23 protein-coding genes are annotated in these 26,803 nt (G+C 69.3%); 16 read left to right on the top strand and 7 right to left on the bottom strand.

The genetic code is table 11. The features are described from left to right. The first annotated feature begins 4 nt into the window (after window positions 1-4). Window positions 5-2,038: an ATP-binding protein gene (locus CAP38_RS12055; protein ID WP_256924439.1), complete on the top strand. Its 2,034-nt coding sequence runs from the start codon at window positions 5-7 to the stop codon at window positions 2,036-2,038. Further along, window positions 2,035-2,661 carry a response regulator transcription factor gene (locus tag CAP38_RS12050; RefSeq protein WP_086121644.1) on the top strand — a complete coding sequence of 209 codons (627 nt, stop codon included), beginning with the start codon at window positions 2,035-2,037 and terminating at the stop codon, window positions 2,659-2,661. The genes CAP38_RS12055 and CAP38_RS12050 overlap by 4 nt, the downstream gene beginning before the upstream one ends. Here CAP38_RS12050 and CAP38_RS12045 read toward each other — a convergent pair whose 3' ends face one another. Further along, the gene (locus CAP38_RS12045) at window positions 2,662-2,853 is read right to left on the bottom strand and encodes a hypothetical protein (RefSeq protein WP_086121643.1); all 192 of its coding nucleotides are present in this window, start codon (window positions 2,851-2,853) and stop codon (window positions 2,662-2,664) included. On the opposite strand from CAP38_RS12045, the gene CAP38_RS12040 reads away from it, so the two are divergent. Beyond that, window positions 2,786-4,024: a murein transglycosylase A gene (locus tag CAP38_RS12040; protein WP_086121642.1), complete on the top strand. Its 1,239-nt coding sequence runs from the start codon at window positions 2,786-2,788 to the stop codon at window positions 4,022-4,024. The two genes, CAP38_RS12045 and CAP38_RS12040, sit on opposite strands and share 68 nt — an antisense overlap. Here the strand turns inward: CAP38_RS12040 and CAP38_RS15255 are convergent. The 3 genes from CAP38_RS15255 to CAP38_RS12020 all read right to left on the bottom strand — a co-directional run bounded on the left by CAP38_RS15255 (window position 4,018) and on the right by CAP38_RS12020 (window position 6,296). Continuing rightward, window positions 4,018-5,154, bottom strand: coding sequence for a hypothetical protein (locus CAP38_RS15255; RefSeq protein WP_179188540.1), 1,137 nt, complete (start codon window positions 5,152-5,154; stop codon window positions 4,018-4,020). The genes CAP38_RS12040 and CAP38_RS15255 overlap by 7 nt on opposite strands. Before the next feature lie 164 nt (window positions 5,155-5,318). Then, a complete protein-coding gene (locus tag CAP38_RS12025) occupies window positions 5,319-5,633 on the bottom strand; it encodes a spore coat protein U domain-containing protein (RefSeq protein ID WP_086121639.1) in 315 nt (104 codons plus the stop codon). 165 nt (window positions 5,634-5,798) lie between these two features. Next, a complete protein-coding gene (locus CAP38_RS12020; RefSeq protein ID WP_086121638.1) occupies window positions 5,799-6,296 on the bottom strand; it encodes an Lrp/AsnC family transcriptional regulator in 498 nt (165 codons plus the stop codon). Window positions 6,297-6,469: 173 nt separating this feature from the next. Between CAP38_RS12020 and CAP38_RS12015 the strand changes: the two genes are divergently transcribed. The 5 genes from CAP38_RS12015 to CAP38_RS11995 all read left to right on the top strand — a co-directional run bounded on the left by CAP38_RS12015 (window position 6,470) and on the right by CAP38_RS11995 (window position 15,750). After that, window positions 6,470-10,069 (top strand): indolepyruvate ferredoxin oxidoreductase family protein, encoded by a 3,600-nt coding sequence (locus CAP38_RS12015; RefSeq protein WP_086121637.1) that lies wholly within the window; start codon window positions 6,470-6,472, stop codon window positions 10,067-10,069. Between the two features lie 113 nt (window positions 10,070-10,182). Next, window positions 10,183-10,500: a preprotein translocase subunit YajC gene (yajC, locus tag CAP38_RS12010; protein ID WP_086121636.1), complete on the top strand. Its 318-nt coding sequence runs from the start codon at window positions 10,183-10,185 to the stop codon at window positions 10,498-10,500. A 33-nt stretch (window positions 10,501-10,533) separates the two neighbouring features. Further along, window positions 10,534-12,414, top strand: a complete 1,881-nt coding sequence (gene secD / locus CAP38_RS12005; RefSeq protein ID WP_086121635.1) for a protein translocase subunit SecD — start codon at window positions 10,534-10,536, stop codon at window positions 12,412-12,414. Between the two features lie 48 nt (window positions 12,415-12,462). Next, on the top strand, window positions 12,463-13,413 hold the full coding sequence (gene secF / locus CAP38_RS12000; RefSeq protein ID WP_086121634.1) for a protein translocase subunit SecF: 951 nt from the start codon (window positions 12,463-12,465) through the stop codon (window positions 13,411-13,413). 75 nt (window positions 13,414-13,488) lie between these two features. Further along, on the top strand, window positions 13,489-15,750 hold the full coding sequence (locus CAP38_RS11995; protein ID WP_086121633.1) for a DUF1631 family protein: 2,262 nt from the start codon (window positions 13,489-13,491) through the stop codon (window positions 15,748-15,750). Window positions 15,751-15,762: 12 nt separating this feature from the next. Here the strand turns inward: CAP38_RS11995 and dprA are convergent, their stop codons facing one another. After that, window positions 15,763-16,872 carry a DNA-processing protein DprA gene (gene dprA, locus CAP38_RS11990; RefSeq protein ID WP_086121632.1) on the bottom strand — a complete coding sequence of 370 codons (1,110 nt, stop codon included), beginning with the start codon at window positions 16,870-16,872 and terminating at the stop codon, window positions 15,763-15,765. A gap of 7 nt (window positions 16,873-16,879) precedes the next feature. Continuing rightward, window positions 16,880-18,085, bottom strand: a complete 1,206-nt coding sequence (locus CAP38_RS11985; protein ID WP_086121631.1) for a LysM peptidoglycan-binding domain-containing protein — start codon at window positions 18,083-18,085, stop codon at window positions 16,880-16,882. Window positions 18,086-18,298: 213 nt separating this feature from the next. Between CAP38_RS11985 and def the strand changes: the two genes are divergently transcribed. Genes def through CAP38_RS11965 form a run of 4 tightly spaced genes read left to right on the top strand, consistent with a single transcriptional unit; the run spans window position 18,299 to window position 20,873 of the window. Next, a complete protein-coding gene (def, locus tag CAP38_RS11980) occupies window positions 18,299-18,820 on the top strand; it encodes a peptide deformylase (RefSeq protein WP_086121630.1) in 522 nt (173 codons plus the stop codon). An 8-nt stretch (window positions 18,821-18,828) separates the two neighbouring features. After that, the gene (gene fmt, locus CAP38_RS11975) at window positions 18,829-19,797 is read left to right on the top strand and encodes a methionyl-tRNA formyltransferase (RefSeq protein WP_086121724.1); all 969 of its coding nucleotides are present in this window, start codon (window positions 18,829-18,831) and stop codon (window positions 19,795-19,797) included. 10 nt (window positions 19,798-19,807) lie between these two features. Next, entirely contained in the window at window positions 19,808-20,545 is a 738-nt protein-coding gene (locus CAP38_RS11970) for an AzlC family ABC transporter permease (RefSeq protein WP_086121629.1), read from the top strand. Continuing rightward, window positions 20,538-20,873: an AzlD domain-containing protein gene (locus CAP38_RS11965; protein ID WP_086121628.1), complete on the top strand. Its 336-nt coding sequence runs from the start codon at window positions 20,538-20,540 to the stop codon at window positions 20,871-20,873. The genes CAP38_RS11970 and CAP38_RS11965 overlap by 8 nt, the downstream gene beginning before the upstream one ends. Here the strand turns inward: CAP38_RS11965 and CAP38_RS11960 are convergent. Continuing rightward, complete coding sequence (locus tag CAP38_RS11960; protein ID WP_179188539.1) at window positions 20,766-21,635, bottom strand: phosphatase PAP2 family protein; 870 nt, start codon at window positions 21,633-21,635, stop codon at window positions 20,766-20,768. The two genes, CAP38_RS11965 and CAP38_RS11960, sit on opposite strands and share 108 nt — an antisense overlap. A 125-nt stretch (window positions 21,636-21,760) precedes the next feature. Here CAP38_RS11960 and CAP38_RS11955 point away from each other — a divergent pair, with 125 nt between their 5' ends. From CAP38_RS11955 to CAP38_RS11940, 4 genes are all read left to right on the top strand, one after another. After that, window positions 21,761-22,453 carry a response regulator transcription factor gene (locus CAP38_RS11955; RefSeq protein WP_086121626.1) on the top strand — a complete coding sequence of 231 codons (693 nt, stop codon included), beginning with the start codon at window positions 21,761-21,763 and terminating at the stop codon, window positions 22,451-22,453. Next, window positions 22,450-23,808, top strand: a complete 1,359-nt coding sequence (locus CAP38_RS11950; RefSeq protein WP_086121625.1) for a HAMP domain-containing sensor histidine kinase — start codon at window positions 22,450-22,452, stop codon at window positions 23,806-23,808. The genes CAP38_RS11955 and CAP38_RS11950 overlap by 4 nt, the downstream gene beginning before the upstream one ends. Window positions 23,809-23,843: 35 nt before the next feature. Further along, window positions 23,844-25,508, top strand: coding sequence for a phosphoethanolamine transferase (locus CAP38_RS11945; RefSeq protein WP_086121624.1), 1,665 nt, complete (start codon window positions 23,844-23,846; stop codon window positions 25,506-25,508). 87 nt (window positions 25,509-25,595) lie between these two features. Continuing rightward, window positions 25,596-26,795, top strand: a complete 1,200-nt coding sequence (locus tag CAP38_RS11940; protein ID WP_086121623.1) for a phosphoglycerate kinase — start codon at window positions 25,596-25,598, stop codon at window positions 26,793-26,795. Window positions 26,796-26,803: the final 8 nt, after the last annotated feature.

Here is a 26,803-nt window from a genome sequence, read left to right as displayed (position 1 = left end):
ACCGGTGGCGTTTCAGGTCAAGTCCCCGCGCTGGCTCCTGTGGGCCGTGCTGCTGCTGCTGGTGGGCATGCTGCTCACGGTGCTGGTGTTCCTGGCCGCCGAATACGAAGAAGCCAGCGACCAGGCCGAACTGGACCAGGACGCGGCCGCCCTGGCCAGCGACATCCGCAGCGCCCTGCTGCGCAACGTGCAGACGCTGCAGTCGTTGCATGTGACGCCGCTCGCCCCTGAAGCCTGGACGGCCCGCGCCTCCGGCGTGCTCTCGCTGCACCGCGAGCTGGTGCGCATCGAGTGGCGCGCGGCCGGTCGTGACGGCCGCATCCTGGCCCAGGCCGACACACCCTACCTGCGACCGGTGTTCGGCTTCATGCCCCGCACCCAGACCCAGCCCGAGGTGCGGCTGGCCTGCGACAACGCCCAGCGCCTGTCCGGACCGGCGTATTCGCGCAGCTATTTCTGGCCCATGCGCGAAGGCACCGGCATGGAGCTCATCGAGATGTGCCTGCCGCTGTTCCAGGCGGGCGAGCCGGCCGGTGCACTGGTGGCCACCTACTCGCTCGGCGGTCTGCTGTCCGAGCTCACCAACCGCGACCTGCTGCGCAACCGGGGCCTGGCCTTCAACGACGCCGACGGCACCCGCCTGGCCGTGCTCAGCAGCCTGCAGGGCGGGCGCCGCAACCTGCGCTCGGTGGCGGTGCTGGACCTGCCCGGCCACACGCTCATCCTGCAGCTCGAGGCCCAGCGGCGTGCGCTGGGTCTGTTCCCCAATGTGCTGACCGCCGTGGTGGGCGCCCTGTGCCTGGCGCTGCTGGCGGTGCTGGCGCTGCTCGGGCGGGACATCCGGCGCCGGCAGCGCGCCGAACAGGACCTGGCCGAGGCGCTGGCCTTCCGCAAGGCCATGGAGGATTCGCTGGTCACCGGTCTGCGCGCACGCGACATGAACGGCCGCATCACCTATGTGAACCCGGCGTTCTGCCAGCTGGTGGGCCGCACCTCGGAAGAGCTGGTGGGCACCGGCCTGCCGGCACCCTGGTGGCCGCCCGACCTGGTGGACGAGTACCAGCAGCGCCAGGCGGTTCGGCTGGCCGGCAAGACGCTGCCGCGCGAGGGCTTCGAATCGGTCTTCCAGCGCACCGACGGCACGCGGGTGCCGGTGCTCATCATCGAAGCCCCGCTGATCGATGCCCAGGGGCAGCAGACCGGCTACATGAGCGCGGTGCTCGATCTCACCGAGCAGCGCCGGGTCGAAGACCTCAACCGCGCCTCGCAGGAGCGGCTGCAGGCCACCGCCCGCCTGGCCACGGTGGGCGAGATGGCCTCGCTCATCAGCCACGAGCTCAACCAGCCGCTGGCGGCGATTGCCAGCTACGCCAACGGCACGCTGAACATGCTGAGCGACGACGGTGCCGAGCCCCTGCCGCCGGCCGATCTGCGCCGTGTCATCGAGCGCATTGCCGAGCAGGCCGACCGGGCCGGGCGCGTCATCAAGAGCGTGGCCGACTTCGTGCGCCGGCGCGACCAGGTGCGCGAGGCCGTGGCCCCGATCAGCCTGGTCTCGGCCATCCAGCCCCTGCTGGTGCTGCAGGCCAAGAAGGACGGCATCCGGCTGCAGGTGGCCGTCGACCCCGCGCTGCCGGCCGTGCAGTGCGACCGCACCATGATCGAGCAGGTGCTGCTCAATCTGGCGCGCAACGGCATGCAGGCCATGCCGCCGGGGGATCCGCCCATGGACAGCGGTCTGCGCCGGCTGCGGATTGCGGCCGTGTCCGACGCCGATCCGGCCTGGGTGGCCTTCGAGGTCACCGACCACGGCCAGGGTCTGAGCGACGAAGTCCGCCAGCACCTGGGCACGCCGTTCTTCACCACCAAGGCCGAGGGCATGGGCCTGGGGCTGAGCCTGTGCCGCACCGTCATCGAGCAGCACGGCAGTGGTCTGAGCTTCGAGCCGGTGGCGCCGCGCGGCACCTGTTTCCGCTTCCGGTTGCCGGTGGCGGCGGTCGCGTCGGGCGGGCAGGGCTCACCTATCATCGCGCCATGACCCCCTTCCCCGATGCCCGCATCCACCTCGTCGACGACGATGCCGGCGTCCGTGAAGCCCTGGCCTGGCTGCTGCGCACCCGGCGGCTGGTCAGCGATGCCTACGACAGCGCCGAGGCCTTTCTGGCCAGTCCGGCGGCCACCCAGGAGCCCCAGGTGCCCAGCTGCCTGCTGCTCGATGTGCGCATGCCCGGCATGAGCGGGCTGGCCCTGTTCGAGCAGCTGCTGGCCCTGCCCTGGCAGCCGGCCCTGCCGGTGATCTTCCTCTCCGGCCACGCCGACGTGCCCACCGCGGTGGCGGCGGTCAAGCGCGGTGCCTTCGACTTCTGCGAGAAGCCGTTTTCCGACAACGCCCTGGTCGACCGGGTCGAGCAGGCACTGGCCCGGTCGGCCGAGGTGATCGCCCGGCGCCGGGTGCAGCGCGATCTGCAGCAGCGCCTGGACAGCCTGACCGAGCGCGAGCGCGACGTCATGGACCTGGTGGTGGCCGGGCTGCCCAACAAGCTCGTGGCCGACCAGCTCCAGATCAGCGTGCGCACGGTGGAGGTCCACCGCTCCCGCGTGTTCGACAAGATGGGCGTGAAGTCGGCCGTGGAACTGGCCAATGTCCTGCGGGGAACGTGATCAGCGCGGCGCGGATCCATCCCCCGGGCCGTCGCCGCTGGCAGGTGGTTCCTGCTGGCGGGCCGCGGCCTGTTTTTCCGCTTCCACCGATTCCGGCAGTTCGCCTTTGCGGCGGCCCGAGAACATGGTCCACCACACGATGAAGATGAGCAACAGCAGCGCGCCGAGCGCTTCGAGCAACAGCAAGGTCATGGCCGGCATTCTAGGAAGCCTGTGCTTCCTGCTGGCGTCGTGTGCCTTCTCGCCGGGCGTCACCACCGCGCCAGCCCCTGCCGGCCCTCCCGCGCAGGCGCTGCCCCCGGTGGTCGCCCCTTCCGACACCGCTCCCCTGCCGCCGCCGGTGCAGCGCAGCAAGAGCCGCTGGGTGCCGGTGCGCTGGTCCGAGCTGCCCGGCTGGGGCAACGACGGCCTGCACGAGGTGTGGAACGCCTGGGTGCGCGGCTGCGAACGGCCGGTGGCGGGCCATGCCGCCCTGTGCGCCGAGGTGCGCCAGCGCAGCATCGCCACCCCGGCCGAACAGGCCGCCTGGGTGATGAGCCGCTTTCAGCCCTACCGCGTGACCGAGGCCGACGGCCGCCTGCCCGATGGCCTGCTCACCGGCTACTACGAGCCCATCCTGCGCGCCAGCCGGGTGCCCACGCCGGTGTTCCGGGTGCCACTGCATGCGCCGCCGGCCGGCCTGCAGAGCGGCCAGGTCTGGTATAGCCGGCAGCAGATCGACACCCTGCCGGCCGCCCAGGCGGCCCTGGCCGGCCGGGCCATTGCCTGGCTGGCCGACCCCATCGACGCGCTCATCCTGCAGATCCAGGGCTCCGGCCGGCTGCTGGTGCGCGAGGTGGACGGCACCGAACGCACCGTGCGCCTGGCCTTTGCCGCCCACAATGGCCAGCCCTACCAGAGCGTGGGCCGCTGGCTGCTCGACCAGGGCGCCATCCGAGAAGCCTCGTGGGAATCCATCAAGGCCTGGGTGGCGCAGAACCCGGGCCGCCTCAACGAGATGCTGTGGGCCAACCCGCGCACCGTGTTCTTCCGCGAGGAGGCGCTGAGCGATCTGGACGGCCGCTTCGGCCCCCGCGGTGCACAGGGCGTGCCGCTCACCCCGGGTCGCTCCATCGCGGTCGATCCGCAGAGCATTCCCTACGGCACGCCGGTGTGGCTGGCCACCCAAGGCCCCACGCTCAACACCGCCCGGCTGGTCATGGCCCAGGACACCGGGGGCGCCATCGTCGGCGCAGTGAGGGCCGACCTGTTCACCGGCTGGGGCGACCAGCAGGGCGACGCCTACACCCTGGCTGCCGCCCTCAAGCAGCCACTGCAGATGTGGGTGCTGTGGCCCCGGGGCGGGGCGCTGCCGCCTCAGTAGGTGATCACCAGCGTGTGCGTGGCCGAGGCGGTGCAGCTCCCGGTTGCACAGCGGCCACCCTGCCCGCCCGGCAGGTTCAGCCCGATGGTCACCGTCTGCTGGCCGTTGTTGATGTTGCCCAGGCCCGTGCCTGAAGCCGGCGTCACCTGCAGCGAATAGGTCAGTCCCAGCAGGCTCTGGCTGTTCAGAGAGGTCACAGGCGGTGCAGTCGGTGCGGCCGGCCCCTGAAGGCCGGCGGTCCACGGTGTGTTGGCGTTGCACCGCACCAGTACCGGTACCGACGCCGTGACGGCGTTCGGCTGGAACGAGGTGTAGCTCACTGTCAGGCTGTCGATCGGCTTGTCGATCAGGCACGCCGTCTGGACGCCCAGCTGCAGGTTCAGCGGCGCAGTCTGCGTCTGTCCCGTACCGGTGTTCGGGTACACGGCACTCAACCCTGAGACGGGTACTGTGGAGCTGTTGGACAGACCCAGCGCGTACTGGACCCCTCTGACGCTCCCCGTCAGAGGGGTTGTCACCGCTGTGGCGCCGCTGTCGCGGATGTCGATGGTCCACGAACCCGAATTGCAAGATACCGTCGTCAACTGCTTGAAAAAAGTGCTGTCGGTTGTGGTGAACGAGGTGTATTCGAAGGACGGGTCCGTCAGTGTCCCGATCGTGCAGTTGGTGGGAACCGTGGCCGTCATGACCAAGGCATTCGCGTTGGTCGTGGCCTGAAAACTGCCTCCTCCACTGGTGATGGTGCCGGACGTAGCGAGCTGCAGCTTGCCCACGTAGGTCCCCACCCCGGCAGCAGTGGCGGGGATTCGCACGCAGAAGTTCAGGAAGTAATCTTGAGTTCCGAACGAGGCCGGTCCAGTCACGTTGAAGTTCGAAAACAGGGTGATGATGCCGTTGCTGGGCTGACTGGGTGCTGTCCCGTCGCAGGACGGGAACGTGGTTGATGCTGTAGGGGCCACGGGTGAGCCCGTGGTTCGGTTGAATGTGTACCCGATCAATTGAGCACCTGTCGTCAATTTCAGGTAGGTGCCAATCCCAGCATTGGTGTTGTCGAGGAATGTGACAGTCGCCGTCAGCCGACCCGTTTTCGAGGTTGAAACGGTCGACTGGCAAGCGAAGCGAGCCGTCATGTTGATCGTCTGTCCTGTTATTCCCGTACCAGAGGTCCCGACCGTTACCGTTGACGGCGAGATGGAAGGCAAACAGCGAAGCACGTTCTGGGCAAGAGCTTCCGACGGGCTGGCTGCCGCCCCGAAGAGCATGCACAGCAACAGCCACAGCAGCCTCGGTGCTTTCATCGCTTCAGGGCCTGGTCGGTCACGGTGGTTGCGTCCAGGGCCAGCGTGTACGGCAGGCTGTTGGTGCAGCGCACGTTGAAGCTGGTGCTGCCGGTTGCGGCGGTGGTCTGGAACGAGGTGTAGGCGAGTGCGATGTCGGAAACGACGGCGCCGGTGGAGGCGGCCGTGCTGTTGATCTCGCATTTGGAGGTCAGGGTGATGCTGACGTTGAAGTTGCCGGTGGCTGTGGCCGCCTGGGCATTCACCGAAGCGCCGATCAGGCCGGCGGTGGCCAGCAGGCCGACGAGGATGCGGGAGAGGGAAGCTTTCATGATCGAGTCCCATACAAAGTACTAAAAAGATACTTACCTTTGAAGGAAAGTAAGTGTTTCGTACTCTATCGGTCGCGATCTATCCGGACAACGCCGCCCGCTCGCTCGCTTTGACCGCTGGGGCGACCAGCGGTGAGGAACTTCACGAAACCGCTGGAAACCCTGCTAGCGACCGAGGCCCGGTGGGCGCTCCAGCAGGTGCGACAGCGGCAGGGCGGCGGCCGCCTTGACCTCCCCCAGCGAGAAACTGGTGTGCAGGTCCTTCACGTTGGGCAGGTTGATCAGCACCTCCCGCGCCAGCCGACTGAAATGGTTGAGGTCGCGGCTGACCACCTGCAGCTCGAAGGTGCCCGAGCCGCTGATGTAGTGGCAGGACACCACCTCGGGCACCTGGCGGATGGCGGCTTCCAGGCTGCGGGTCACGTCGCCGCTGTTGCGGTCGGCGTCCAGCCGCACGAAGGCCAGCACGCCCAGGCCCACCTTCTCGCGGTCGATCTCGGCCCGGTAGCCACGGATGTAGCCGGCCTCTTCCAGGGCGCGCACCCGGCGCCAGCAGGGCGCGGCCGACAGGCCCACGCGTTGCGCGAGCTCGGCGTTGGTGAGGCGGCCGTCGGCCTGCAGCTCCTGCAGGATGGCGATGTCGAATTTGTCCAGGGTGTCCATGGCATGCTCCGGCAGACCAGCGGTGGAATGAATCTTTTGATTTCAACAGAAATTCAGAAAGATTCATCCGATATCTGGTCTGAAGTGGGCATGAAACGCAAACACCTCTCGGTAGCGTCCTCCTACACTCGCTGTCTGACTGCCCCGACGGGGCACACCGGAGACAACGCCCCATGAATGCGCCCCTGCCCGAGTCCATCCGCCAGGCACTCGAATCGGTCACCCTGGACGACAAGTACACGCTCGATCAGGGTCGGGCCTTCATGAGCGGCGTGCAGGCCCTCGTGCGCCTGCCCATGCTGCAGCGCCAGCGCGACGCCCTGGCCGGCAAGAACACGGCGGGTTTCATCAGCGGCTACCGCGGTTCGCCCCTGGGCGGTTACGACCAGGCGCTGCAGAAGGCCGCGCCGCACCTCAAGGGCCAGAACATCGTGTTCCAGCCCGGCGTGAACGAGGAGCTGGCCGCCACTGCTCTTTGGGGCACCCAGCAGCTGGGTTTTGCGCCGCCGGGCAGCAACCGGTTCGATGGCGTCTTCGGCATCTGGTACGGCAAGGGGCCGGGCGTGGACCGGTGTTCGGACGTGTTCAAGCACGCCAACATGGCGGGCACCACGCCCTGGGGCGGCGTGATCGCGGTGGCCGGCGACGACCATGTGGCCAAGAGCAGCACGGCGGCCCACCAGAGCGACCACATCTTCAAGGCCTGCGGCCTGCCTGTGTTCTTTCCGGCCAGCGTGCAGGACATCCTCGACCTGGGGCTGCATGCCTTTGCCATGAGCCGCTTCGCCGGCGTGTGGACCAGCATGAAGACGATCCAGGAGATCGTGGAGAGCAGCGCCACCGCCCTGATCGACCCGCACCGGGTGCAGATCGTGGTGCCGGAATTCGACATGCCCCCGGGCGGCCTGCACATCCGCTGGCCCGACCATGCGCTGGACCAGGAAGCCCGTCTGTTCGACCACAAGTGGTACGCCGCCCTGGCCTATGTGCGGGCCAACCGCCTCAACCACAACGTGATCGCCGGGCCGAACGACCGCTTCGGCGTGATCGCCAGCGGCAAGGCCTTCAACGACACCCGCCAGGCCCTGATCGATCTGGGCCTGGACGACGCCACCTGCCGTCGCATCGGCCTGCGGCTGCACAAGGTGGCGGTGGTGTGGCCGCTGGAGGCGCAGATCACGCGCGACTTCGCCACCGGCCTGCGCGAGATCCTGGTGGTGGAGGAAAAGCGCCAGGTCATCGAATACCAGCTCAAGGAAGAGCTCTACAACTGGCGCACCGACGTGCGCCCCAACGTGCTGGGCAAGTTCGACGAGGACGAGGGCGATTTCAGCGGTGGCGAATGGTCGCGCCCCAACCCGAGTGCCAACACGCTGCTGCGCGCCAAGGCCGACCTGACCCCGGCCCTGATCGCCCGTGCGCTGGCCCGGCGCCTCAAGAAGCTCGGCCAGATCCCGGAGGACGTGATGGCGCGCATCGATGCCCATCTGGCCATCCTCGATGCCCAGGAGCGCTCGATGCAGACGCTGCTGACGCAAGGCGTGCAGGGCGCCGAGCGCCAGCCCTGGTTCTGCTCCGGCTGCCCGCACAACACCAGCACCAAGGTGCCCGAGGGTTCGCGCGCCATGGCCGGCATCGGCTGCCACTTCATGAGCATCTGGATGGACCGCGCCACCGTGGGCTTCACCCAGATGGGCGGCGAGGGCGTGCCCTGGGTCGGCCAGCAGCCGTTCAGCCATGACCGCCACATGTTCGCCAACCTGGGCGATGGCACCTACTTCCACAGCGGCATCCTGGCCATCCGCCAGAGCATCGCGGCGGGCGTGAACATCACCTACAAGGTGCTCTACAACGACGCGGTGGCCATGACCGGCGGCCAGCAGGTGGGCGAACGGCCCGAAGGCCACAGCGTGGTGCAGATCGCGCAGAGCATGCGGGCCGAGGGTGCCAAGCGCATCACCATCGTCACCGACGAACCCGAGAAGTACGAAGGCGTGACCGGCCTGCCCGAGGGCATCGCCATCCAGCACCGCGACACCCTGGATGCGGTGCAGCGCGCCTTCCGCGAGATCGAGGGCACCACGGTCATCATCTACGACCAGACCTGCGCCACCGAGAAGCGCCGTCGCCGCAAGCGCGGCACCCTGATCGACCCGACGAAGCGGGTGGTCATCAACGAGGCGGTGTGCGAGGGCTGCGGCGACTGCGGCGTGCAGTCCAACTGCCTGAGCCTGGAGCCGCTGGAGACCGAGTTCGGCCGCAAGCGCCAGATCAACCAGAGCACCTGCAACAAGGACTTCTCGTGCACCAAGGGCTTCTGCCCGAGCTTCGTCACGGTGGAAGGCGCCCAGCTGCGCAAGAAGGACAACCGGGCGGCCGGAGCCGAATGGACCGGCGGCAGCCTGCCCCACCCCGCGCTGCCGGTGCTGGGCGGCGAGGCCTGGGGTGTGATCGTGGCCGGGGTGGGTGGCACCGGCGTCATCACCATCGGGCAGCTGCTGGGCATGGCGGCGCACATCGAGGGCAAGGGCATCGTCACGCAGGATGCGGCCGGTCTGGCCCAGAAGGGCGGCGCCACCTGGAGCCATGTGCTCATCGGCGCCGATCAGGACGTGATCCGGACCACGCGCGTGTCGGCCGCTTCGGCCGATCTGGTGCTGGGCTGCGACCCCATCGTGGCGGCCCACAAGGAGACCTGGCAGCGCCTGCGCGCCGGCCGCACCCATGTGGCCCTGAACGCCAGCGCCACACCCACGGCCGCCTTCGTGCGCAACCCCGACTGGCAGAACCCGGCCCAGGCCTGCGTCGACACGCTGGTGTCGTCGTTGGGCGACGACGCGGTGGGTGTCTTCGATGCCGAAGCCGCCGCCACCCGGCTGATGGGAGACAGCCTGTATGCCAACCCCATGATGCTGGGCTATGCCTGGCAGAAGGGCTGGGTGCCGCTGCAGCTGGCCTCGCTGATGCGTGCCATCGAGCTCAATGCCGTGGCCGTGGACCGCAACAAGGCCGCCTTTGAATGGGGCCGGCGCGCTGCGCACGACACGGCGGCCGTCATGACCCTGGTGCGCCCGGCCACCGCCCAGGTGGTGCAGATCCGCCGCCGCGAGACCCTGGACGACCTGATCAAGCGCCGGGTGGAGTTCCTCACCGCCTACCAGAATGCCGCCTACGCCGAGCGCTACCGGCAGCAGGTGGAGCAGGTGCGGCAGGCCGAGGCCCCGCTGGGCAGGACGCTGCTGGCCGAGACGGTCGCCCGCAACCTGTTCAAGCTGATGGCCTACAAGGACGAGTACGAGGTGGCCCGCCTGCACAGCGATCCTGCCTTCCATGCCCGCCTGGCCAGCCAGTTCGAGGGCGATTTCACCCTGCATGTGCACCTCGCGCCGCCGCTGCTTTCCCGCACCAACGAACGCGGCGAGCTGGTCAAGCGGAAGTTCGGCCCGGGCATGTTCACCGCCTTCCGGTGGCTGGCCAGGCTGCGCGGCCTGCGCGGCACCTGGCTGGACGTGTTCGGCCGCACCGAGGAGCGCCGCACCGAGCGCGCCCTGATCGTCGAATACGGTGCCGACATCCGGCGCCTGTGCACCGGCCTGACGGCAGAGCGCCACGCGCTGGCGGTCGATCTGGCGCGCATTCCCGAGCAGATCAAGGGCTTCGGCCATGTGAAGGCACGGCATCTGGCGGCCGCCCGGCAGCGGCGGTCCGAACTGCTGGCCCGGTGGGATGGCCGGACGCAGGCCGACCCGGCCCCGCAGGCCCAGGCGGCCTGATACCCCGGCCAGGTCCGACCCCCCGCATACAATCCCCGGCTGTCTGCCGGCTGACCTGCCCCTCCCCGGGGCGGGTTGGCGGGCGCCCGTCGACAACGCAACCGGAGTCCCCCGTGCTGATTTCCCCTGCCTACGCCCAAGCCGCCGCCGGCGGCACCGAGTCCACCCTGCTGGGCATGCTGCCCCTGGTGTTGATGTTCGTGGTGCTGTATTTCGTGATGATCCGCCCGCAGCTCAAGCGCCAGAAAGAGCACAAGGCCATGGTCGAGGCGCTGGCCAAGGGCGACGAGGTCGTCACCGCCGGCGGCTTCCTGGGCAAGGTGTCCAAGCTGGGCGAGACCTACATCGGCGTGGAACTTGCCGACGGCCTTGAAGTCCAGATGCAGCGCTCTGCCGTGGTGCAGGTGCTGCCCAAGGGCACGATCAAGTAATTTCCGACCCCCGCTCCCCACGCCGCCCGCGCCATGAACCGTTACCCCCTCTGGAAGTACGCCATCATCGTCGTGGTGCTGGTGATCAGCGCCATCTACGCGCTGCCCAACCTGTTCGGCGAGGCGCCGGCGGTGCAGGTGTCGCCGGCGCGGGCCACGGTCAAGGTGGACTCGTCCACGGTCAGCCGGGTGGAGCGGGCGCTGGCGGAGCAGTCCCTCCAGCCGGACACCATCCAGCTCGAGGGCACGTCGGTGCGGGCACGTTTTGCCACCACCGACGACCAGCTCAAGGCCCGTGACGCGCTGGACAAGGCGCTGAACCCGGATCCGGCCGCACCGGACCACGTCGTGGCCCTCAACCTGGTGCCCCGCACGCCAGGCTGGCTGGCGGCGCTTCATGCCTCGCCGATGTACCTGGGTCTGGACCTGCGGGGCGGCGTGCACTTCATGCTGCAGGTGGACATGGGGGCGGCCCTGCAGCGCCGCATCGACGTGCTCACCACCGACCTGCGCAATGCCCTGCGCGAGAAGAACATCCGCCACGGCGGCATCAGCCGCAACGGGCAGGCCATCGAGCTGCGTGTGCGCGACACCGCCACCCTGAACGCCGCCACCGACCTGATCCGCGCCCAGTTCGCCGACCTGCAGGTCGTCACCACGCCCGACGGCGCCGACACCCGCATCACCGCCACCATCCGGCCGGAAGCGGCCCGGGCGGTGCAGGATCAGGCGCTCAAGCAGAACATCACCACCCTGCACAACCGCATCAACGAGCTCGGCGTGGCCGAGCCGGTGATCCAGCAGCAGGGCGCCGACCGCATCGTGGTCCAGCTGCCCGGCGTGCAGGACACCGCCAAGGCCAAGGACATTCTGGGCCGCACCGCCACACTGGAAGTCCGCCTGGTCGACGAGAGCACCGAAGGCCGCGCGGCCGAGCAGGGCAACGGTCCGGTGCCGTTCGGTTCGGAGCGCTACCCCGAGCGTTCGGGCCAGGCCGTGATCGTCAAGCGCGAGGTGCTGCTCACCGGCGAAAACCTCACCGACGCCCAGGCCGGCTTCGACGACACCCAGCAGCCGGCCGTGCACCTCACCCTGGACGCCAAGGGCTCGCGCATCTTCCGCGACGTCACCCGCGACAACATCGGCAAGCGCATGGCCATCATCCTGTTCGAAAAGGGCAAGGGCGAGGTGGTCACCGCCCCGGTCATCCGCACCGAGATCGGTGGCGGCCGGGTGCAGATCTCGGGTGCCATGAGCACCACCGAGGCCAACGACACCGCCCTGCTGCTGCGCGCCGGCTCGCTGGCCGCGCCCATGGAGATCGTCGAGGAACGCACCATCGGCCCGAGCCTGGGTGCCGAGAACATCGAGAAGGGCTTCAACAGCGTGATCTGGGGCTTCGTGGTGATCGTCGCCTTCATGTGCATTTACTACATGGTGTTCGGCGCCTTCTCCAGCATTGCCCTGGGTTTCAACCTGCTGCTGCTGGTGTCGGTGCTGTCCATGCTGCAGGCCACGCTCACCCTGCCCGGCATCGCGGCCATGGCGCTGGCCATCGGCATGGCCATCGACTCCAACGTGCTCATCAACGAGCGGGTCCGGGAGGAGCTGCGCCGGGGCGCCTCGCCCCAGGTGGCCATCAACACCGGCTACGACAGTGCCTGGGCCACCATCCTGGACTCCAACGTCACGTCGCTGATTGCCGGCGTGGCCCTGCTGATCTTCGGTTCCGGCCCGGTGCGCGGCTTTGCCGTGGTGCACTGCCTGGGCATCGTCACCAGCATGTTCACCTCGGTGTTCTTCTCGCGCGGCCTGGTCAACCTCTGGTACGGCCGCCAGAAGAAGCTCAAGGCCGTGTCCATCGGCACCGTCTGGCGCGCCGACGGTCAGGTGCAGGCCCCCAAAGCCGACTGACCGAGCGGGCTCCACCACCGACCGCACGACCCCACAAAGGCATCCACGATGGAATTCTTCCGCATCCGCCGCGACATCCCGTTCATGAAGCACGCCATCGTGCTCAACGCGATCTCGGCCATCACCTTCATCCTGGCGGTGGTCTTCCTGGTCACCCGCGGCCTCAACCTCTCGGTGGAGTTCACCGGCGGCACGGTGATGGAGGTGGCCTACGAGCAGCCGGCCGACCTCGAATCTGTGCGCAAGGTGGTGGAGTCGCTGGGCTACCTGGAAGTCCCGGTGCAGAACTTCGGCTCGTCCCGCGACGTGCTGCTGCGCCTGCCGGCCCAGGCGGGCAAGACGTCCGGCCAGCAGAGCGAGGAGCTGTTTGCCGCCCTCAAGGCCCAGAACCCGGCGGTGCAGCTGCAGCGCACCGAATTCGTGGGACCCCAGGTGGGCCAGGAGCTGGTGAACAACGGCCTGCTGGCCCTGGGCCTGGTGATCGTGGGCATCATGATCTACCTGGCCATCCGGTTCGAGTGGAAGTACGCGGTGTCGGCCATCATCGCCAACCTGCACGACGTGGTGATCATCCTGGGCTTCTTCGCCTTCTTCCAGTGGGAGTTCTCGCTGGCGGTGCTGGCGGCGGTGCTGGCCGTGCTGGGTTATTCGGTCAACGAGTCGGTGGTGATCTTCGACCGGATCCGGGAGAGCTTCCGCAAGCAGCGCAAGATGACGCCCGAGCAGGTGATCGACCACGCCATCACTTCCACCATCAGCCGCACCATCATCACCCATGGATCGACCCAGATCATGGTGCTGTCCATGCTGCTGTTCGGCGGTCCCACGCTGCACTATTTCGCCATGGCGCTGACCATCGGCATCTGTTTCGGCATCTATTCCTCGGTGTTCGTGGCCGCCGCCATCGCCATGTGGCTGGGCATCCGGCGGGAGGACCTGATCAAGCCGGCCAAGACGGCGGGCGATCCGGACGACCCGAACGGCGGCGCCGTGGTGTAAGACGCAACAGGCCCCTCCGGCCGCCCCCGAAGTGGCGGTGGGGGGTATCGGTGTTCATGTCATACTGGCGAGACCGTGTCCCTGCCCCAACAGAACACATCCCCGCTGGCCCGTCAGGCGCGCGAACTCTTCGTGATTCGCGTCGGACGCGTCATGCCCGAACTGATCACGGCCGTTCAGGGGCGCCTGACCGAGCTGCGCGATCAGATGTGCTCGCCGCTGGAGGCCACCCAGCGACGCGAGGCCTGGATGACCTTCCAGCGCGCCCAGAACCAGTGGGCCGAGCAGACCCGGGCGGCGCTGCAGGAGGCCTACCGCAACCATTCGGCCCAGGCCGCCGGCCCGGCCAGCGTGCCCGGCAAGCTGGAGCTGGTCGACGACAGCACCGTGAACGACCAGATCGTGGCTTCCCGGCTGGCCATGCGCATCCTGGACAAGGCCTCTCGCGAGATCAATGAGCTTCGGCTGCGCATCCAGCATCTGGAGCGGCGACAGGAAATGTCGCGCAACGACATCCTGTTGCCCGAGGTGGTGAGCCGGGTGTTTGTCGAGCAGTGGATGGCGTCCGGCCTGAGCCGGGAGGCCTGGGTCATGGTGCAGGACGTGGTGGCAGCGCAGCTGCCCCAGACCCTGCTGGAGGCCTACGAGGCCACCAACCAGTTCCTGGTGGCCAGCGGCGTCATGAAGGAGATCGACCTGCAGTCGCTGGTGCGGCGCGCACCCAACGCCAAGGTCGAGGCCCGGGCTCCGGCATTCGACGAGAGCACCGGTGCCCGCTCCAGCGGCCTGGGTTCCTCGGTGTCGGAAGAGACCCGCATGATGACCGGCACCTCGCCCCTGGCAAGGGCCCGCATGCGGGCGCAGGGCGTGGTCGGACGGCTCAAGCGGCTGCTGCTCGACCATGTGAGCGGCGACTTCGAGGCCACCCAGGTCCTGCCGCCCTCCCCGCAGCTGCAGCAGGCCATGGCCCGCTCGGCGGCCTCGCCCAGCATGGGCATCGGGCTGTACCGCAGCGGGGGCGCAGCTGCGCCGGTGGATGCGGTGGACATCGAGCGCACCGCCACCGCCCTGCGCCAGCGCGCCGCCGAACTCAAGCAGGCCGCCAGCACCCCGACCGAAAAGGCCACCGTCGAGGTGGTGGCGCTGATGTTCCAGAGCATCCTCGCCGAGGAGCGCCTGCCGGCCAGCGTGCGGGTGTGGTTCGCGCGGCTCCAGATTCCGGTGCTGCGGGTCGCCCTGGCCGAACCCGAGTTCTTCAGTGCGCTGCAGCACCCGGCCCGCAAGCTCATCGACCGCATGGGTTCCTGCGTCATGGGTTTCGATTCGGACGTCACCTCGTCCGCCCTGGAAGCCGAGATCAAGCGCGTGGTGCAGGTCATCGAACAGTACCCCGAGACCGGTCGGCGCGTGTTCCAGCTGGTGTACGACGAGTTCGAGAAGTTCCTGTCGTCGCACCTGCGCGGTCAGGGCAACGCCAGCAAGGTGGTGAGCGTCGCCCAGCAGGTCGAACAGAAGGAAACGCTGTCGGTGCAATACACCATCGAGCTGCGCAAGCTGCTCGACGACGTGCCGGTGCGGGAAGAGATCCGCAGCTTCTTCTTCAAGGTCTGGGTGGATGTGCTGGCAGTGGCCAGCGTCAAGCACGGTCTGAAGTCGGAGGAAACCCAGGCGCTCAAGCAGGTGGCTTCCGATCTGCTGTGGGCGGCCGGTGCCAAGCCCAGCCGCAACGATCGGGCCCGCGTCATCCAGCAGCTGCCGGGCATCCTGCAGCGCCTGCGCCAGGGCATGGGCCTGCTGGGTTATCCGCAGGGGCTGCAGGACCAGCACATCAAGTCCATCAGCGACACCCTGGCCGATGCCTTCATGTCCCGCACCGAGCCCATCGCGCAGGACCAGCTCGACCGCCTCTCCCAGCGCCTGGCCAACCTGGAGGACTACCTGCCCCAGGACGGCGTGGGCGACCTGGACCTGGATGCCGAGAGCATCGAGATGATCACCGGTGTCGACGCCAGCAACATCGAGGTCATCAATGCGGGCGGCAGCAAGCCGTCCGAGGCCATGCGACAGTGGGCCCAGGAGCTGCAGATCGGTGCCTGGTTCGGTCTGGACCATGCCGGCAAGCTGCTCAACGTGCAGCTGGCCTGGCGCAGCGAGCGCGGCCAGATCTGCATGTTCGTGACGCATTCGGGGCGCTGTTACCTGATCCAGGCCCAGCGCCTGGCGGCCTACCTGCAGGCCGGTCTTCTGGTGCCGACCGAAGAAGAGGCGCTCACCGTGCGGGCCACCCGCGACGCGCTCGAGCGCCTGGACGCCAACCCGGGTCGCCTGCTGGCCTGAAGGCCGGCCGGCTCAGGCCAGGGCCCGTCGCTGGACCCGCCCGCCGGGCAGTCGGCCCACCTGGCCTGTCAATTCCAGTTCCAGCAGTCGGGCCATCAGCTGAGCCGTGGGCAGTCCGGTACGGTCCTGCAAGGCCTCCAGCCCGATGGGTTCGTGGCCCATGGCCGTGAGCAGCGGATCCGGGGTGCCGGTCGGGGTCGCCGCCATCCCGGTCGTGACCGCCGCGGCCGACGGGTTCGGCGACCACTGCAGTTCCTCCAGGATGTCGTCCACCGATTCCACCAGCTTGGCGCCCTGGCGGATCAGTGCGTGACAGCCCCGCGATTGCGGCGAATGGATCGAACCGGGAATGGCGAACACCTCGCGCCCCATGTCTGCTGCCAGCCGGGCCGTGATGAGCGAGCCGGACTGCAGGGCCGCCTCCACCACCAGGGTGCCCTGACTGAGTCCTGCAATGATCCGGTTGCGCTGGGGGAAATGGGCCGCCAGCGGCGGTGTGCCCAGCGGGTATTCGCTGACGATCGCGCCATCGGCGGCCATGCGGTGGGCCAGATCGCGGTGCCGTGCCGGGTACACCCGGTCCAGGCCGGTGCCCACGCACGCCAGGGTGATGCCGCCGGCGTCCAGTGCACCGGCGTGGGCCTCTGCGTCCACGCCCAGGGCCAGGCCGGAGATCACGGTCAGGCCGGCTTCGGCCAGCGCCCGGGAGAACCTTCTGGCATGCTCGGCGCCCTGGGGCGTAGGGTTGCGGCTGCCCACCACCGCCAGGGCCGGAGTGCGGGACAGCGATTCGGCCCGGCCCTGCACGAACAGCACCAGCGGGGGATCGGGGGTTTCCAGCAGCAGGGACGGGTAGCGCTGGTCGCCCAGGGCCACCATGTGGCGATCGGTTGCCGCGGCCAGCCAGGCCTCCAGCCGGGACAACTCCTTGTCCCAGTCGGGCGGTGGCTCGTTCAGCGCAGCCGCCTTGGCCGGACCGACACAATCGGCCCACGCTGAACGGCTGGCGCGCCAGATCGCCTCCGCGGAGCCGAAGGACGCCAGCAGTTGACGGGCAGAAACCCGGCCCACGCCGGGGGTCAGCAGCAGCCGCAGCCAGGCGGCCCGCTCGGACGGACCCATCCGGGTGTCAGGGGTTGACGAAGCGATGGCCCACCTGCACACCGTCCTGGATGTCCAGCACGATGGCGTAGGAAATCTTGTCGAAGGTGCGGAACACCATGATCAGGCCGTTGCGTTCGCCCGGCAGGCGCACCTGCGGACGACCGCTGTCGGTGGTGTCGGTGAGCACGCTGCTCTCGCGCAGCACCGCCAGCACATGGCCGCGCTCGATGCCGTGCTCTCGGCCCCGGTTGATGGCCACCACCTGGTTCTGTGCGGCATACCGGACGGCGTTGCCGTAAACCGAGACGACCTGACCGCTCTGCGGGGTCAGCGGAGCCCGGGGCACGTAGTTCGTGAACTCACGTTCCGGTTCGGGCAGCAGGCGGTCGCCCACCTGCATTTCTTCCTTGGCCGAGACCACATCGAGGCTGGCCGGGATGATTTCGGTGACCTTCTTGCCATCGGCACCGGTGGTCTCTGCGGTGGATTCGCTGCCGACCACCGACACCTTGCCCACGTACTGGGCCTCGTAGGCAATGATGGCGTTGGTGGTGGGGTCACGCAGCGGCACGGCGTTGCGGAACACCCGGTAGCTGCTGGTCTTGCCGTTGACCAGGGCCAGCGGCGCTGCATCGGGGTTGTCGGCCGAGCGGGCACGGGCGTATGCGCGGTCGCCGCGGCTCAGCAGAACCCGGTTCTCCTGGGTGGCCACGACGCGCGGCGCCTTGGCAAAGGTGGGTTCGTCGACGATCAGCGGCTCGGACAGGAAGGATTCGATGACCGCCATGTTCACCGTGGGGATCGCGCTGGCCGACAGGCTCTCCGAGCGGACGCGGGGCGTGACCTTGATGGTGCCGTCGCCCGGGCCCTGGGTGGTGAGACGGGCACGGCCGCCGGTCTTGTCCAGGTAGAGCACCTGCCCCGGGAAGATGAGGTGCGGGTTGCGGATGTCGTTGATGTTCATGCCCCAGAGCTCGGGCCAGCGCCAGGGCGATTTCAGGAACAGCCCCGAGATGGCCCAGAGCGTGTCGCCGCGCTTGACGGTGTAGCTGTCCGGGGCGTTGGGCGACAGTTCCGAGAGCGGCACGCCCGCCTGGGCCACCTGGTTGGCCTTGGCCTTCTGGGCATCCGTGATGGGAAAGTTCTGTGCCGAAGCCGTCGAGCTCGCCAGCGCGGCCAGACCGGCCAGGGCGATGAGGGATGCGGACTTCAGCGGGAATTTCGATGGCATGTAGGGCCCCTGGAGCGGCGCGCGGCAGCGCTCGTGTCTTGACAAGTCGCTTTTGATTTTGCGCCCAAGCCCTTGATTAGGCAATGTTTGTGGGGGAGGGGTCGGGTGTGCCGTCGCAAAAGTGGCGAAAATACCCACATTCGATCCGCTGGTCGCCGGGCATCCGCCTGTCGTCGCTGGCGGCACCCGCACTCCGTTGTTTCCGCGCCGACCATGACCACCCCCGAGCTGCTTCCCATCCTTCGCTATCCCGATCCCCGGTTGCACACCGTGGCCAGGCCGGTGGCGGTGGTGGACGACCGCATCCGCGCGCTGGTCGCGCGCATGTTCGCCACCATGTACGAGGCCCACGGCATCGGTCTGGCGGCCACCCAGGTGGATGTGCACGAGCGGCTCATCGTGATCGACGTCAGCGAGGAGCGCAACCAGCCCATGGTGCTGATCAACCCGGTGGTGGAGTGGTCCAGCCCGGAAACCCGCAAGGGCGAGGAGGGCTGCCTCTCGGTGCCCGGCATCTACGACGGCGTGGAGCGTCCGGTGGCCGTTCGCGTGCGCGCCCAGGATGAACACGGTGTGGAGCGCACCATCGAGGCCGAGGGTCTGCTGGCGGTGTGCATCCAGCACGAGATGGATCACCTGATGGGCAAGGTGTTCGTGGAGTACCTGTCGCCGCTCAAGCGCAATCGCATCAAGACCCGCCTGATCAAGGCCCAGCGCGAAGCGGAACGCGGTTGAGCCCGGCCATGCGTGTCGTGTTCGCCGGAACGCCCGACTTCGCCCGGGTGGCGCTGGAGCGGCTGCTGGCCGCCGGCTTCGACGTGCCGCTGGTGCTGACCCAGCCGGACCGCCCGGCCGGGCGCGGCATGAAGCTGCAGGCCTCGGCCGTGAAGCAGGCCGCGCTGGCACACGGCATCGCGGTGGCACAACCCCGCAGCCTGCGGCTGGACGGCAAGTACCCCGACGATGCGGCCGCTGCCCGTGCCGTCCTGCAGGCAGCCCGGGCCGATGCCATGGTGGTGGCGGCCTACGGACTGATATTGCCGGCCTGGGTGCTGACGACGCCCCGCCTGGGCTGTCTCAACATCCATGCGTCCGTCCTGCCGCGCTGGCGCGGCGCAGCACCCATCCACCGGGCCATCGAGGCCGGTGATGCCCTGACGGGCGTGACCATCATGCAGATGGACGAGGGCCTGGACACCGGCGACATGCTGCTGGTCGAGACCGTGCCCATCGACCCCCTGGACACCACCGCCCTGCTGCACGACCGGCTGGCCGCGCTGGGCGGGCGCCTGATCGTGGAGGCCCTGGAACTGGCCGCCTGCGGCGGGCTGCGGCCGCAGCCTCAACCGGCCGAAGGCGTGACCTATGCGCACAAGATCGAGAAGGCCGAAGCCACCATCGACTGGGGCCGGACCGCGACCGAGCTGCACCGGCAGATCCGTGCGTTCGACCCCTTCCCCGGCGCCAGCACGCAGGTCGGCGGGGAACTGCTCAAGGTGTGGGCCGCCCGGGTGGTGGATCTGCCGACGACCCGGCCGGCCGGCACGGTGCAGGCGGTCGATGCCGACGGCGTCCTGGTGGCCACGGGCCAGGGCGTGCTGCAGCTGACCGAGTTGCAGCGGCCCGGTGGACGCCGGCTGCCTGCCAGCGACGTGCTCAGGGGCTTCCCGCTGTCGCCGGGTCAATCGCTGGGCACTGCGGCGACCGGCTGAAGGGGCAGCCATGTTCTTCCTGCGCGCCCACCGGGCGCATCCGGCCTTCCGGGAAGGGGTGCGCGATCAGGCCACGGCTGCCATGGGCATTGCCGCATGGGGCCTCATGACCGGCGTGTCCATGGTGCAGAGCGGCCTCTCGCCGCTCGAGGCCCTGCTCATGACCCTCATCGTCTACGCGGGCAGCGCCCAGCTGGCCGCCACGCCCATGATCGTTGCGGGGGCGCCGCTGTGGGTGATCCTGGCGGCCGCCTTCTGCGTGAACCTGCGCTTCGTGGTGTTCTCGGCCCATCTGCGCCCCTACCTGATGCACCTGCCGCGCTGGCAGCGGCTGGTCACCGGTTATGTCACGGCCGACCTGAGCTATGTCTTCTTCGCCCGGCGCTACCCCAGGCCGGGGGCCGATGCCCAGGAGCTGGCTGCGCAGCAGGCCTACCTGATGGGCAACTGCGGGGTCAACTATGTGGCCTGGATGGGGGCCAGCCTGACCGGCATCGCACTGGCCAACGTGGTGCCGGTGGCGTGGGGTCTGGGCTTTGCCGGCATCCTGGCGCTGCTGGGGGTGCTGTGTTCGCTGGCCACCTCGAAGCTGCGGGTGGTCTCGCTGGCGATCTCGGGCACGGCAGCGGTGGCGGCCTATGCCCTGCCGCTCAAGCTCAACATCGTGGTGGCGATCGCCAGCGCCGTGGCCCTTTGCCTGGTGCTGGACCGCATGCGTCCGACCCCTGCAGGGGGGCACCATGCTTGACTTCGATCCCTGGACGCTCCTGACCATCGTGCTGCTGGGCGCGATCACGGTGGTCACGCGGTCATTCTTCTTCATCAGCAGCAAGCCCTGGACACTGCCCGACTGGGCGCAGCGCGGGCTGCAGTACGCGCCGATCGCCGCACTGGCGGCGGTGGTGGTGCCCGAGATCGTGGTCAGTCAGGGCGCGCTGGTCACCACCTGGCAGGACGCACGCCTGTTCTCAGCGGCGGCAGGGGCCGCCTGGTTCTTCTGGCGCAAAGGCGTTCTGGGCACCATCGTGGTCGGCATGCTGGTGTACCTGCCGCTGCGCCTGGGCCTGGGCTGGTGAAGCAACACCGGCCCCCGCCTTGAGGGGCCACAGGCGCCAGCCGGCCAGCGCCACGCCGCCGCAGATGACCAGCGTCCAGAGCGTGTGGCTGGGGGGATGGGCGCCGCGCAGGCTTTGCACCACGCCGCACAGCACGCCCACCGCCAGCGCCGCCAGCAGCCAGCGCCAGCCGCGTCGCTGCAAGGCCTCGCGCCGCGCCGGGGTGAGCAGGTTCGGCTGCCGCGGTACCAGCCAGGGCAGGGCCAGCGCCAGAAAGCCCATGCCGGTCGAGGCATGACCCCCGGGAAAGCAGCGGCCCGGCCCCCCGTCCCGCACGCCCCAGGACCAGTGCGACACGATCTCGGCCGCGCCTCCGAACAGCTGCCAGTCCCAGGGGCAGCTGGTGGTGCTCCGGTGCTTGATCAGGTTGATGAGCACCAGTCCGGCCGTGCCCAGCAGCACCGCCAGGCGGCGGTCCGGGCCGGACGCTGCGCTCCAGCGGGCCGGCACCAGGGCCCAGATCCAGGCCAGCACCAGCACCACGCTGTAGACCTGACGCAACCGGTCGTGCAGCAGGTGTTCCAGCACCGGATGGTGCTGGAGCGCAAACCCGGCCGGTGTCCCGATCTGCCGCATCACCGCCACATCCAGTCCGCTGAAATCCCACAGCAGGGTCAGCACCAGCAAGACCGCCCAGCCGGCGAGCAGCTGTCGCCAGGCCCGGTCGGCGGCGGGTCCGACCGGAGGGGCGGTGATCAAGGTGTGGGCGGGAAGAACATGCATGCGACGCATTGTGGGCGGCCATGCTTATGTGACCATGAGGTCCTGGCCGGGGCTCAGGCTCCCATAATCGCCCGCAGCGACCATCGGTCGTAATGCAAACCCCATCGGACCCACGGCTTTCTTCCATGCGGATTCTTGTTGTCGAAGACGATCCCGGCATTGCGGCCGGGCTGCAGGCCTCGCTGCGCCAGGGCGGGCATGCCTGCGATGTGTGCAACACCGTGGCGTCGGCCTGGGCCGCGCTGGCGGTCGAACCGTTCGATGCGGTGCTGCTGGATCTGGGCCTGCCCGACGGCGACGGCCTCGACCTGCTGGCCCGCATCCGCCAACAGCCTTCGCCCCAGGCCGGCCGCGAGACGCTGCCGCGCAACGACCTGCCGGTGCTCATCATGACCGCCCGTGACGGGGTGGACGACCGCATCACCGGCCTGGACGGCGGCGCCGACGACTACATCGTCAAGCCGTTCGACGCCAACGAGATGATGGCCCGGCTGAGGGCCATGCAGCGCCGTGCCCACGGCCGCAGCCAGCCCACCATCGAGCATGGCGACCTGGTCATCGATCCTGCGGCGCACACGGTGCTCAAGGCGGGCGAGCCGGTGGTGCTGGGCGCGCGCGAATTCGGCCTGCTGCTGGTGCTGCTGCAGGCCAGCCCGCAGGTGCTGTCCAAGTCGCGCCTCGAGGCGGCCCTCTATGGCTTCGGCGAGGCCCTGGAGAGCAATGCCATCGAGGTGCATGTGCACCACCTGCGGCGCAAGCTGGGCGAGGGTCTGATCCGCACCGTGCGGGGCGTGGGCTACTTCGTGCCACCGCCATGACCGATCCGTCTGCCCCCCCGTCCCCCGAGGCTCCCGTCCAGCCGCGGCTGTGGTTCACCTTGTGGGGCTGGACCTGTGCCGCCCTGGTGCTGGTGTGGGCCACGCTGCTGGTGGCGGCCTGGGTGATCGGCCACCATGAAGCCGAGGAGGTCACCGACGGTCAGCTGGAAGCGGTGGCGCGGCTCTGGCTCGATGCCTCTCCCGGCCAAACATCGAAGGCGGGCGAGCCCTGGGCCAGCGAACGACCCCGCGCCTATGTGCAGGAGGTGGCCGTCATCGAATGGCGGCGGGAGCAGGTGGTCACCGACACGCACGACCTGGTCGGCTCGCTGGCCCTCCGCGCCGGACCGCCGCGCAACGGCTACCTGTCGGTGCGTGGCGAGCTGCGCGGCCATCCGGTGCACTGGCGGGTGTTCACGGCGCGCAGCGGCAGCGACGACGGGCGGGCCGTGTCGGTGCTCATGGACATCGAACACCGCATCGACCTGGGACGCGACATCACCTTGCAGCTGGCCCGGCCGGCGCTCCTGGTGCTGCCGCTGGTGGCCCTGCTGCTGGGCTGGGCCATCCGCCAGGGTCTCCGGCCGCTGACCCACCTGTCCGAGGATGTCGCGGCGCTGGACGCCCAGGCCGGCGACCGGCTCGGTGCCGAACACCGTTACCGCGAGTTCACCAGCACGGTGCAGGCCATCAATGGTCTGGTCGACCGGTTGCAGGCACAGGCCCGACGCGAGCGCGAGTTTGCCAGCGATGTGGCCCATGAGCTGCGCACGCCGCTGGCCTCGCTGGCCCTGCAGTCCGCCGCTGCAGGCCGCGACCCGAGCCCCGAGCGGCTGCACCAGCTGGAGCAGGAGGCCCTGCGGGCCGGCCGCATCCTGCAGCAGCTGCTCGACCTGGCCCGGGCGCAGCGCGATCCGGTGGCCCGTTCCGACCTGTCGGCGGTGGCGTCGGCGCTGGTGGCCGAGTCGGCGCCGGCGGCCTTCGCCACCGGGCACGAGGTCTCGCTGGTCGGTGCCGATGGGCCGCGGTGGATCGCAGCGCCCCCCATGCTGGTGGAGCTGGCGCTGCGCAACCTGATCGGCAACGCGGTGCGCCACACGCCCGCCGGCACCCAGATCGTGGTGGAGCTGCTCCAGGACGGCGCCTGGGTCTGTGCATCGGTCAGCGACGACGGGCAGCGGCCGGACGCCGGGCCGCACACGGCCGCCAGTCCGGGGCTCGGTCTGGGCCTGCGGCTGGTGCAGCGCATGGCCGAACAGCACGGCGGCAGCCTGCTCCGGGACACCGGGGAGCCGCCGGCCACGACCCGCTTCATGCTGCGCTGGCCGGCCCTCGATGCGCCAGGGAACCCCTAAAGGTAGCGTTAACGTCGGCGCGCCAGACTGGCGCGATGTCCCGCTCCACTCCGTCATCGCCGCCTGTCGCGGCCCGCTCCCTTCTGACTGCCCGCTCGCCGGCCACCGTGGTCTGGCCGGTGGCCGTCTGGCTGGCCACGGCGGGCAACCTGCCGCTGTGGCAGCGCGTCCTGGATGTGGGGTCTGCGGCAGCGGCGGCGACCCTGGTGGTGCCGGTGCTGGGGGTGCTGGCCGCCCTGTTGTCGCTGCTGGCCTGGCCACGGCTGCTTCGCCCGCTGTGCAGCCTGCTGGTGGTGGTGGCGGCCTTCAACAGCCACTTCATGTGGCAGTACGGTGCGGTCATCGACCCCACCATGATGGCCAACGTGCTTCATACCGACGTCCGCGAGGTGCGGGACCTGATGTCGTGGTCGCTGCCCCTGAGCGTGCTGCTGGTCGCCGGTCCCCCGCTGTGGTGGATCTGGCGTCGGCCGGTGTCCTGGCGACGCCCTCTGGGCCAGACCGGCCGCAACCTGGCGGGTGCCGGCATCGGTCTGGCCCTGGCCCTGGCGGTGGCCCTGCCCGGTTACTCGCACCTGGCCTCGCTGGCGCGCAACCACAAGCCGGTGCGCTACATGATCAATCCGCTCAACACGGTGTATGCCTCGGCCCGGCTGGTGGCCGATCAGGTCCCGCAGCAGGTCCGTCCGCTCATCCCGGTGGGTGAGAATGCCGTCCTGGTCCGGCCGGCAGCGGCGGCCTCGCCGCCCCCGCTGCTGGTGCTGGTGGTGGGCGAAACCGCCCGGGCGGCCAACTGGGGTCTCAACGGCTATGCCCGGCCAACCACGCCCACCATGGCCCGCTGGGCCGCCGAGCGCGGGCTGGTCAATTTCCCCGACGCCACCTCCTGCGGCACCAACACCCAGGTGTCGGTGCCCTGCATGTTCTCGCCGCTCTCGCGCGAGCAGGGCGGCGACCAGCCGGCCCGGCATCAGAACCTGCTCGATGTGCTGCAGCGCGCCGGCCTGGCGGTGATGTGGATCGACAACCAGTCGGGCTGCAAGGGCGTCTGCGCCCGCGTGCCCTCGGCCCGGCCCGCGCCCGATCCCGCCCTGTGCGAGGGTGACGAATGCCTGGACGAGGCACTCGTTCGCAGCCTGGATCAGCAACTGGCCACCCTGGACGAGCAGCGCCGAAGCCGTGGCACGGTGCTGGTGCTGCACATGATGGGCAGCCACGGGCCCGCCTATTTCAAGCGGGCTCCGGCCGACCGCAAGCCGTTCCAGCCCGAATGCACCACCATCACCCTGGGCGACTGCCCGATCGATGCGCTGCGCAACAGCTACGACAACAGCATCGTCTACACCGACCATGTGCTCGGACTCACGCTGGACTGGCTCGATGCCAAGGCCCGCAGCGGCACCGCAGCGCCGGGGCTGATCTACATGTCCGACCATGGCGAGTCCCTGGGCGAGGGCCAGGTCTACCTCCACGGCCTGCCCTACGCATTCGCGCCGGTCGAGCAGAAGCGGGTCCCCCTGGTGACCTGGCTTTCCCCCGCTCTCCAGACCCTCAGCGGGGTGGGCACGGGGTGCCTGCGCCAGCGCGCGGCCAGCCCGGTGTCGCACGACCACCTGTTCCACAGCGTGCTGGGGCTCATGGGTGTGCAGACCCAAGCGCGCGACGAGGCCCTGAACCTGTTCCGGCCCTGCGGCGCCTGAACCCGGAGCAGGGTGCCGGCGGACGGCGGTTTCCTACAATCGGCGGCTGATCCCCCGATTCACCGATCCCGCTTCATCCACTCCGCCATGTCCTCCTTCCTCCGTTTCTCCGACCTGTGCGCCAGCGGCCAGGCCCAGGGCCGCCGTGTCTTCATCCGCGCCGACCTCAATGTGCCGCAGGACGACAGCGGCCGCATCACCGAAGACACCCGCATCCGGGCCAGCGTGCCGGCGATCCGCATGGCGCTGGAGGCCGGCGCAGCGGTGATGGTCACCTCCCACCTGGGTCGACCGACCGAAGGCGCCTTCAAGCCCGAGGACAGTCTCTCCCCCGTGGCCGCCCGCCTGGGCCAGCTGCTGGACCGCCCGGTGCGTCTGGTGGCGAACTGGATCGACGGCGACTTCAGCGTGGCCCCCGGCGAGGTGGTGGTGCTGGAGAACTGCCGCCTCAACGTGGGCGAGAAGAAAAACACCCCGGAACTGGCGAAGAAGCTCGGCGCCCTGTGCGACATCTTCGTGCACGACGCCTTCGGCACCGCCCACCGGGCCGAGGGCACCACCTACGGCATCGCCGAAACCGCCCCGGTGGCCTGCGCCGGTCCGCTGCTCGCCGCCGAGATGGACGCCATCGCCCAGGCCCTGGCCAACCCGAAGCGCCCGCTGGTGGCCATCGTGGCCGGCAGCAAGGTCAGCACCAAGCTCACCATCCTGCAGAGCCTGGCGAAGAACGTGGACAACCTGATCGTGGGTGGCGGCATCGCCAACACCTTCATGCTGGCCGCCGGCCTGAAGATCGGCAAGAGCCTGGCCGAGCCCGATCTGGTGGGCGAGGCCAAGGCGGTCATCGAGGCCATGAAGGCCCGGGGTGCGGCGGTGCCCATCCCCACCGATGTGGTCACTGCCAAGACCTTCGCCGCCGACGCGCCGGCCACCGTCAAGAAGGCCACCGAGGTGGACGACGACGACCTGATCCTGGACATCGGTCCCGAGACCGCTGCCCTGCTGGCCGCGCAGCTCAAGGCGGCCGGCACCATCGTCTGGAACGGCCCGGTGGGCGTGTTCGAGTTCGATGCCTTCGCCCACGGCACCGAGACCATCGCCCGCGCGATTGCGGCCAGCCCGGCCTTCAGCATTGCCGGTGGTGGCGACACGCTGGCCGCCATCGCGAAATACGGCATCGAGCAGGATGTGGGCTACATCTCCACCGGCGGCGGTGCTTTCCTGGAGGTGCTGGAGGGCAAGACCCTGCCGGCCTTCGAGGTGCTGGCCCGGCGCGCCCGGGGCTGACCCCGTCC

The organism is Hydrogenophaga sp. IBVHS2 (assembly GCF_002127215.1).
In the GTDB taxonomy this organism is placed as follows: domain Bacteria; phylum Pseudomonadota; class Gammaproteobacteria; order Burkholderiales; family Burkholderiaceae_C; genus Hydrogenophaga.
This window is presented reverse-complemented; position numbering and strand designations above follow the sequence as displayed.

Coding starts and splice junctions, on each gene's coding strand:
- CAP38_RS12050 (WP_086121644.1), top strand. CDS start 2,035: ATGACCCCCTTCCCCGATGCCCGCATCCACCTCGTCGACGACGATGCC.
- CAP38_RS12040 (WP_086121642.1), top strand. CDS start 2,786: ATGGTCCACCACACGATGAAGATGAGCAACAGCAGCGCGCCGAGCGCT.
- CAP38_RS12045 (WP_086121643.1), bottom strand. CDS start 2,853: ATGACCTTGCTGTTGCTCGAAGCGCTCGGCGCGCTGCTGTTGCTCATC.
- CAP38_RS15255 (WP_179188540.1), bottom strand. CDS start 5,154: ATGACGGCTCGCTTCGCTTGCCAGTCGACCGTTTCAACCTCGAAAACG.
- CAP38_RS12025 (WP_086121639.1), bottom strand. CDS start 5,633: ATGAAAGCTTCCCTCTCCCGCATCCTCGTCGGCCTGCTGGCCACCGCC.
- CAP38_RS12020 (WP_086121638.1), bottom strand. CDS start 6,296: ATGGACACCCTGGACAAATTCGACATCGCCATCCTGCAGGAGCTGCAG.
- CAP38_RS12015 (WP_086121637.1), top strand. CDS start 6,470: ATGAATGCGCCCCTGCCCGAGTCCATCCGCCAGGCACTCGAATCGGTC.
- secD (WP_086121635.1), top strand. CDS start 10,534: ATGAACCGTTACCCCCTCTGGAAGTACGCCATCATCGTCGTGGTGCTG.
- secF (WP_086121634.1), top strand. CDS start 12,463: ATGGAATTCTTCCGCATCCGCCGCGACATCCCGTTCATGAAGCACGCC.
- dprA (WP_086121632.1), bottom strand. CDS start 16,872: ATGGGTCCGTCCGAGCGGGCCGCCTGGCTGCGGCTGCTGCTGACCCCC.
- CAP38_RS11985 (WP_086121631.1), bottom strand. CDS start 18,085: ATGCCATCGAAATTCCCGCTGAAGTCCGCATCCCTCATCGCCCTGGCC.
- def (WP_086121630.1), top strand. CDS start 18,299: ATGACCACCCCCGAGCTGCTTCCCATCCTTCGCTATCCCGATCCCCGG.
- fmt (WP_086121724.1), top strand. CDS start 18,829: ATGCGTGTCGTGTTCGCCGGAACGCCCGACTTCGCCCGGGTGGCGCTG.
- CAP38_RS11970 (WP_086121629.1), top strand. CDS start 19,808: ATGTTCTTCCTGCGCGCCCACCGGGCGCATCCGGCCTTCCGGGAAGGG.
- CAP38_RS11965 (WP_086121628.1), top strand. CDS start 20,538: ATGCTTGACTTCGATCCCTGGACGCTCCTGACCATCGTGCTGCTGGGC.
- CAP38_RS11960 (WP_179188539.1), bottom strand. CDS start 21,635: ATGCATGTTCTTCCCGCCCACACCTTGATCACCGCCCCTCCGGTCGGA.
- CAP38_RS11955 (WP_086121626.1), top strand. CDS start 21,761: ATGCGGATTCTTGTTGTCGAAGACGATCCCGGCATTGCGGCCGGGCTG.
- CAP38_RS11950 (WP_086121625.1), top strand. CDS start 22,450: ATGACCGATCCGTCTGCCCCCCCGTCCCCCGAGGCTCCCGTCCAGCCG.
- CAP38_RS11945 (WP_086121624.1), top strand. CDS start 23,844: ATGTCCCGCTCCACTCCGTCATCGCCGCCTGTCGCGGCCCGCTCCCTT.
- CAP38_RS11940 (WP_086121623.1), top strand. CDS start 25,596: ATGTCCTCCTTCCTCCGTTTCTCCGACCTGTGCGCCAGCGGCCAGGCC.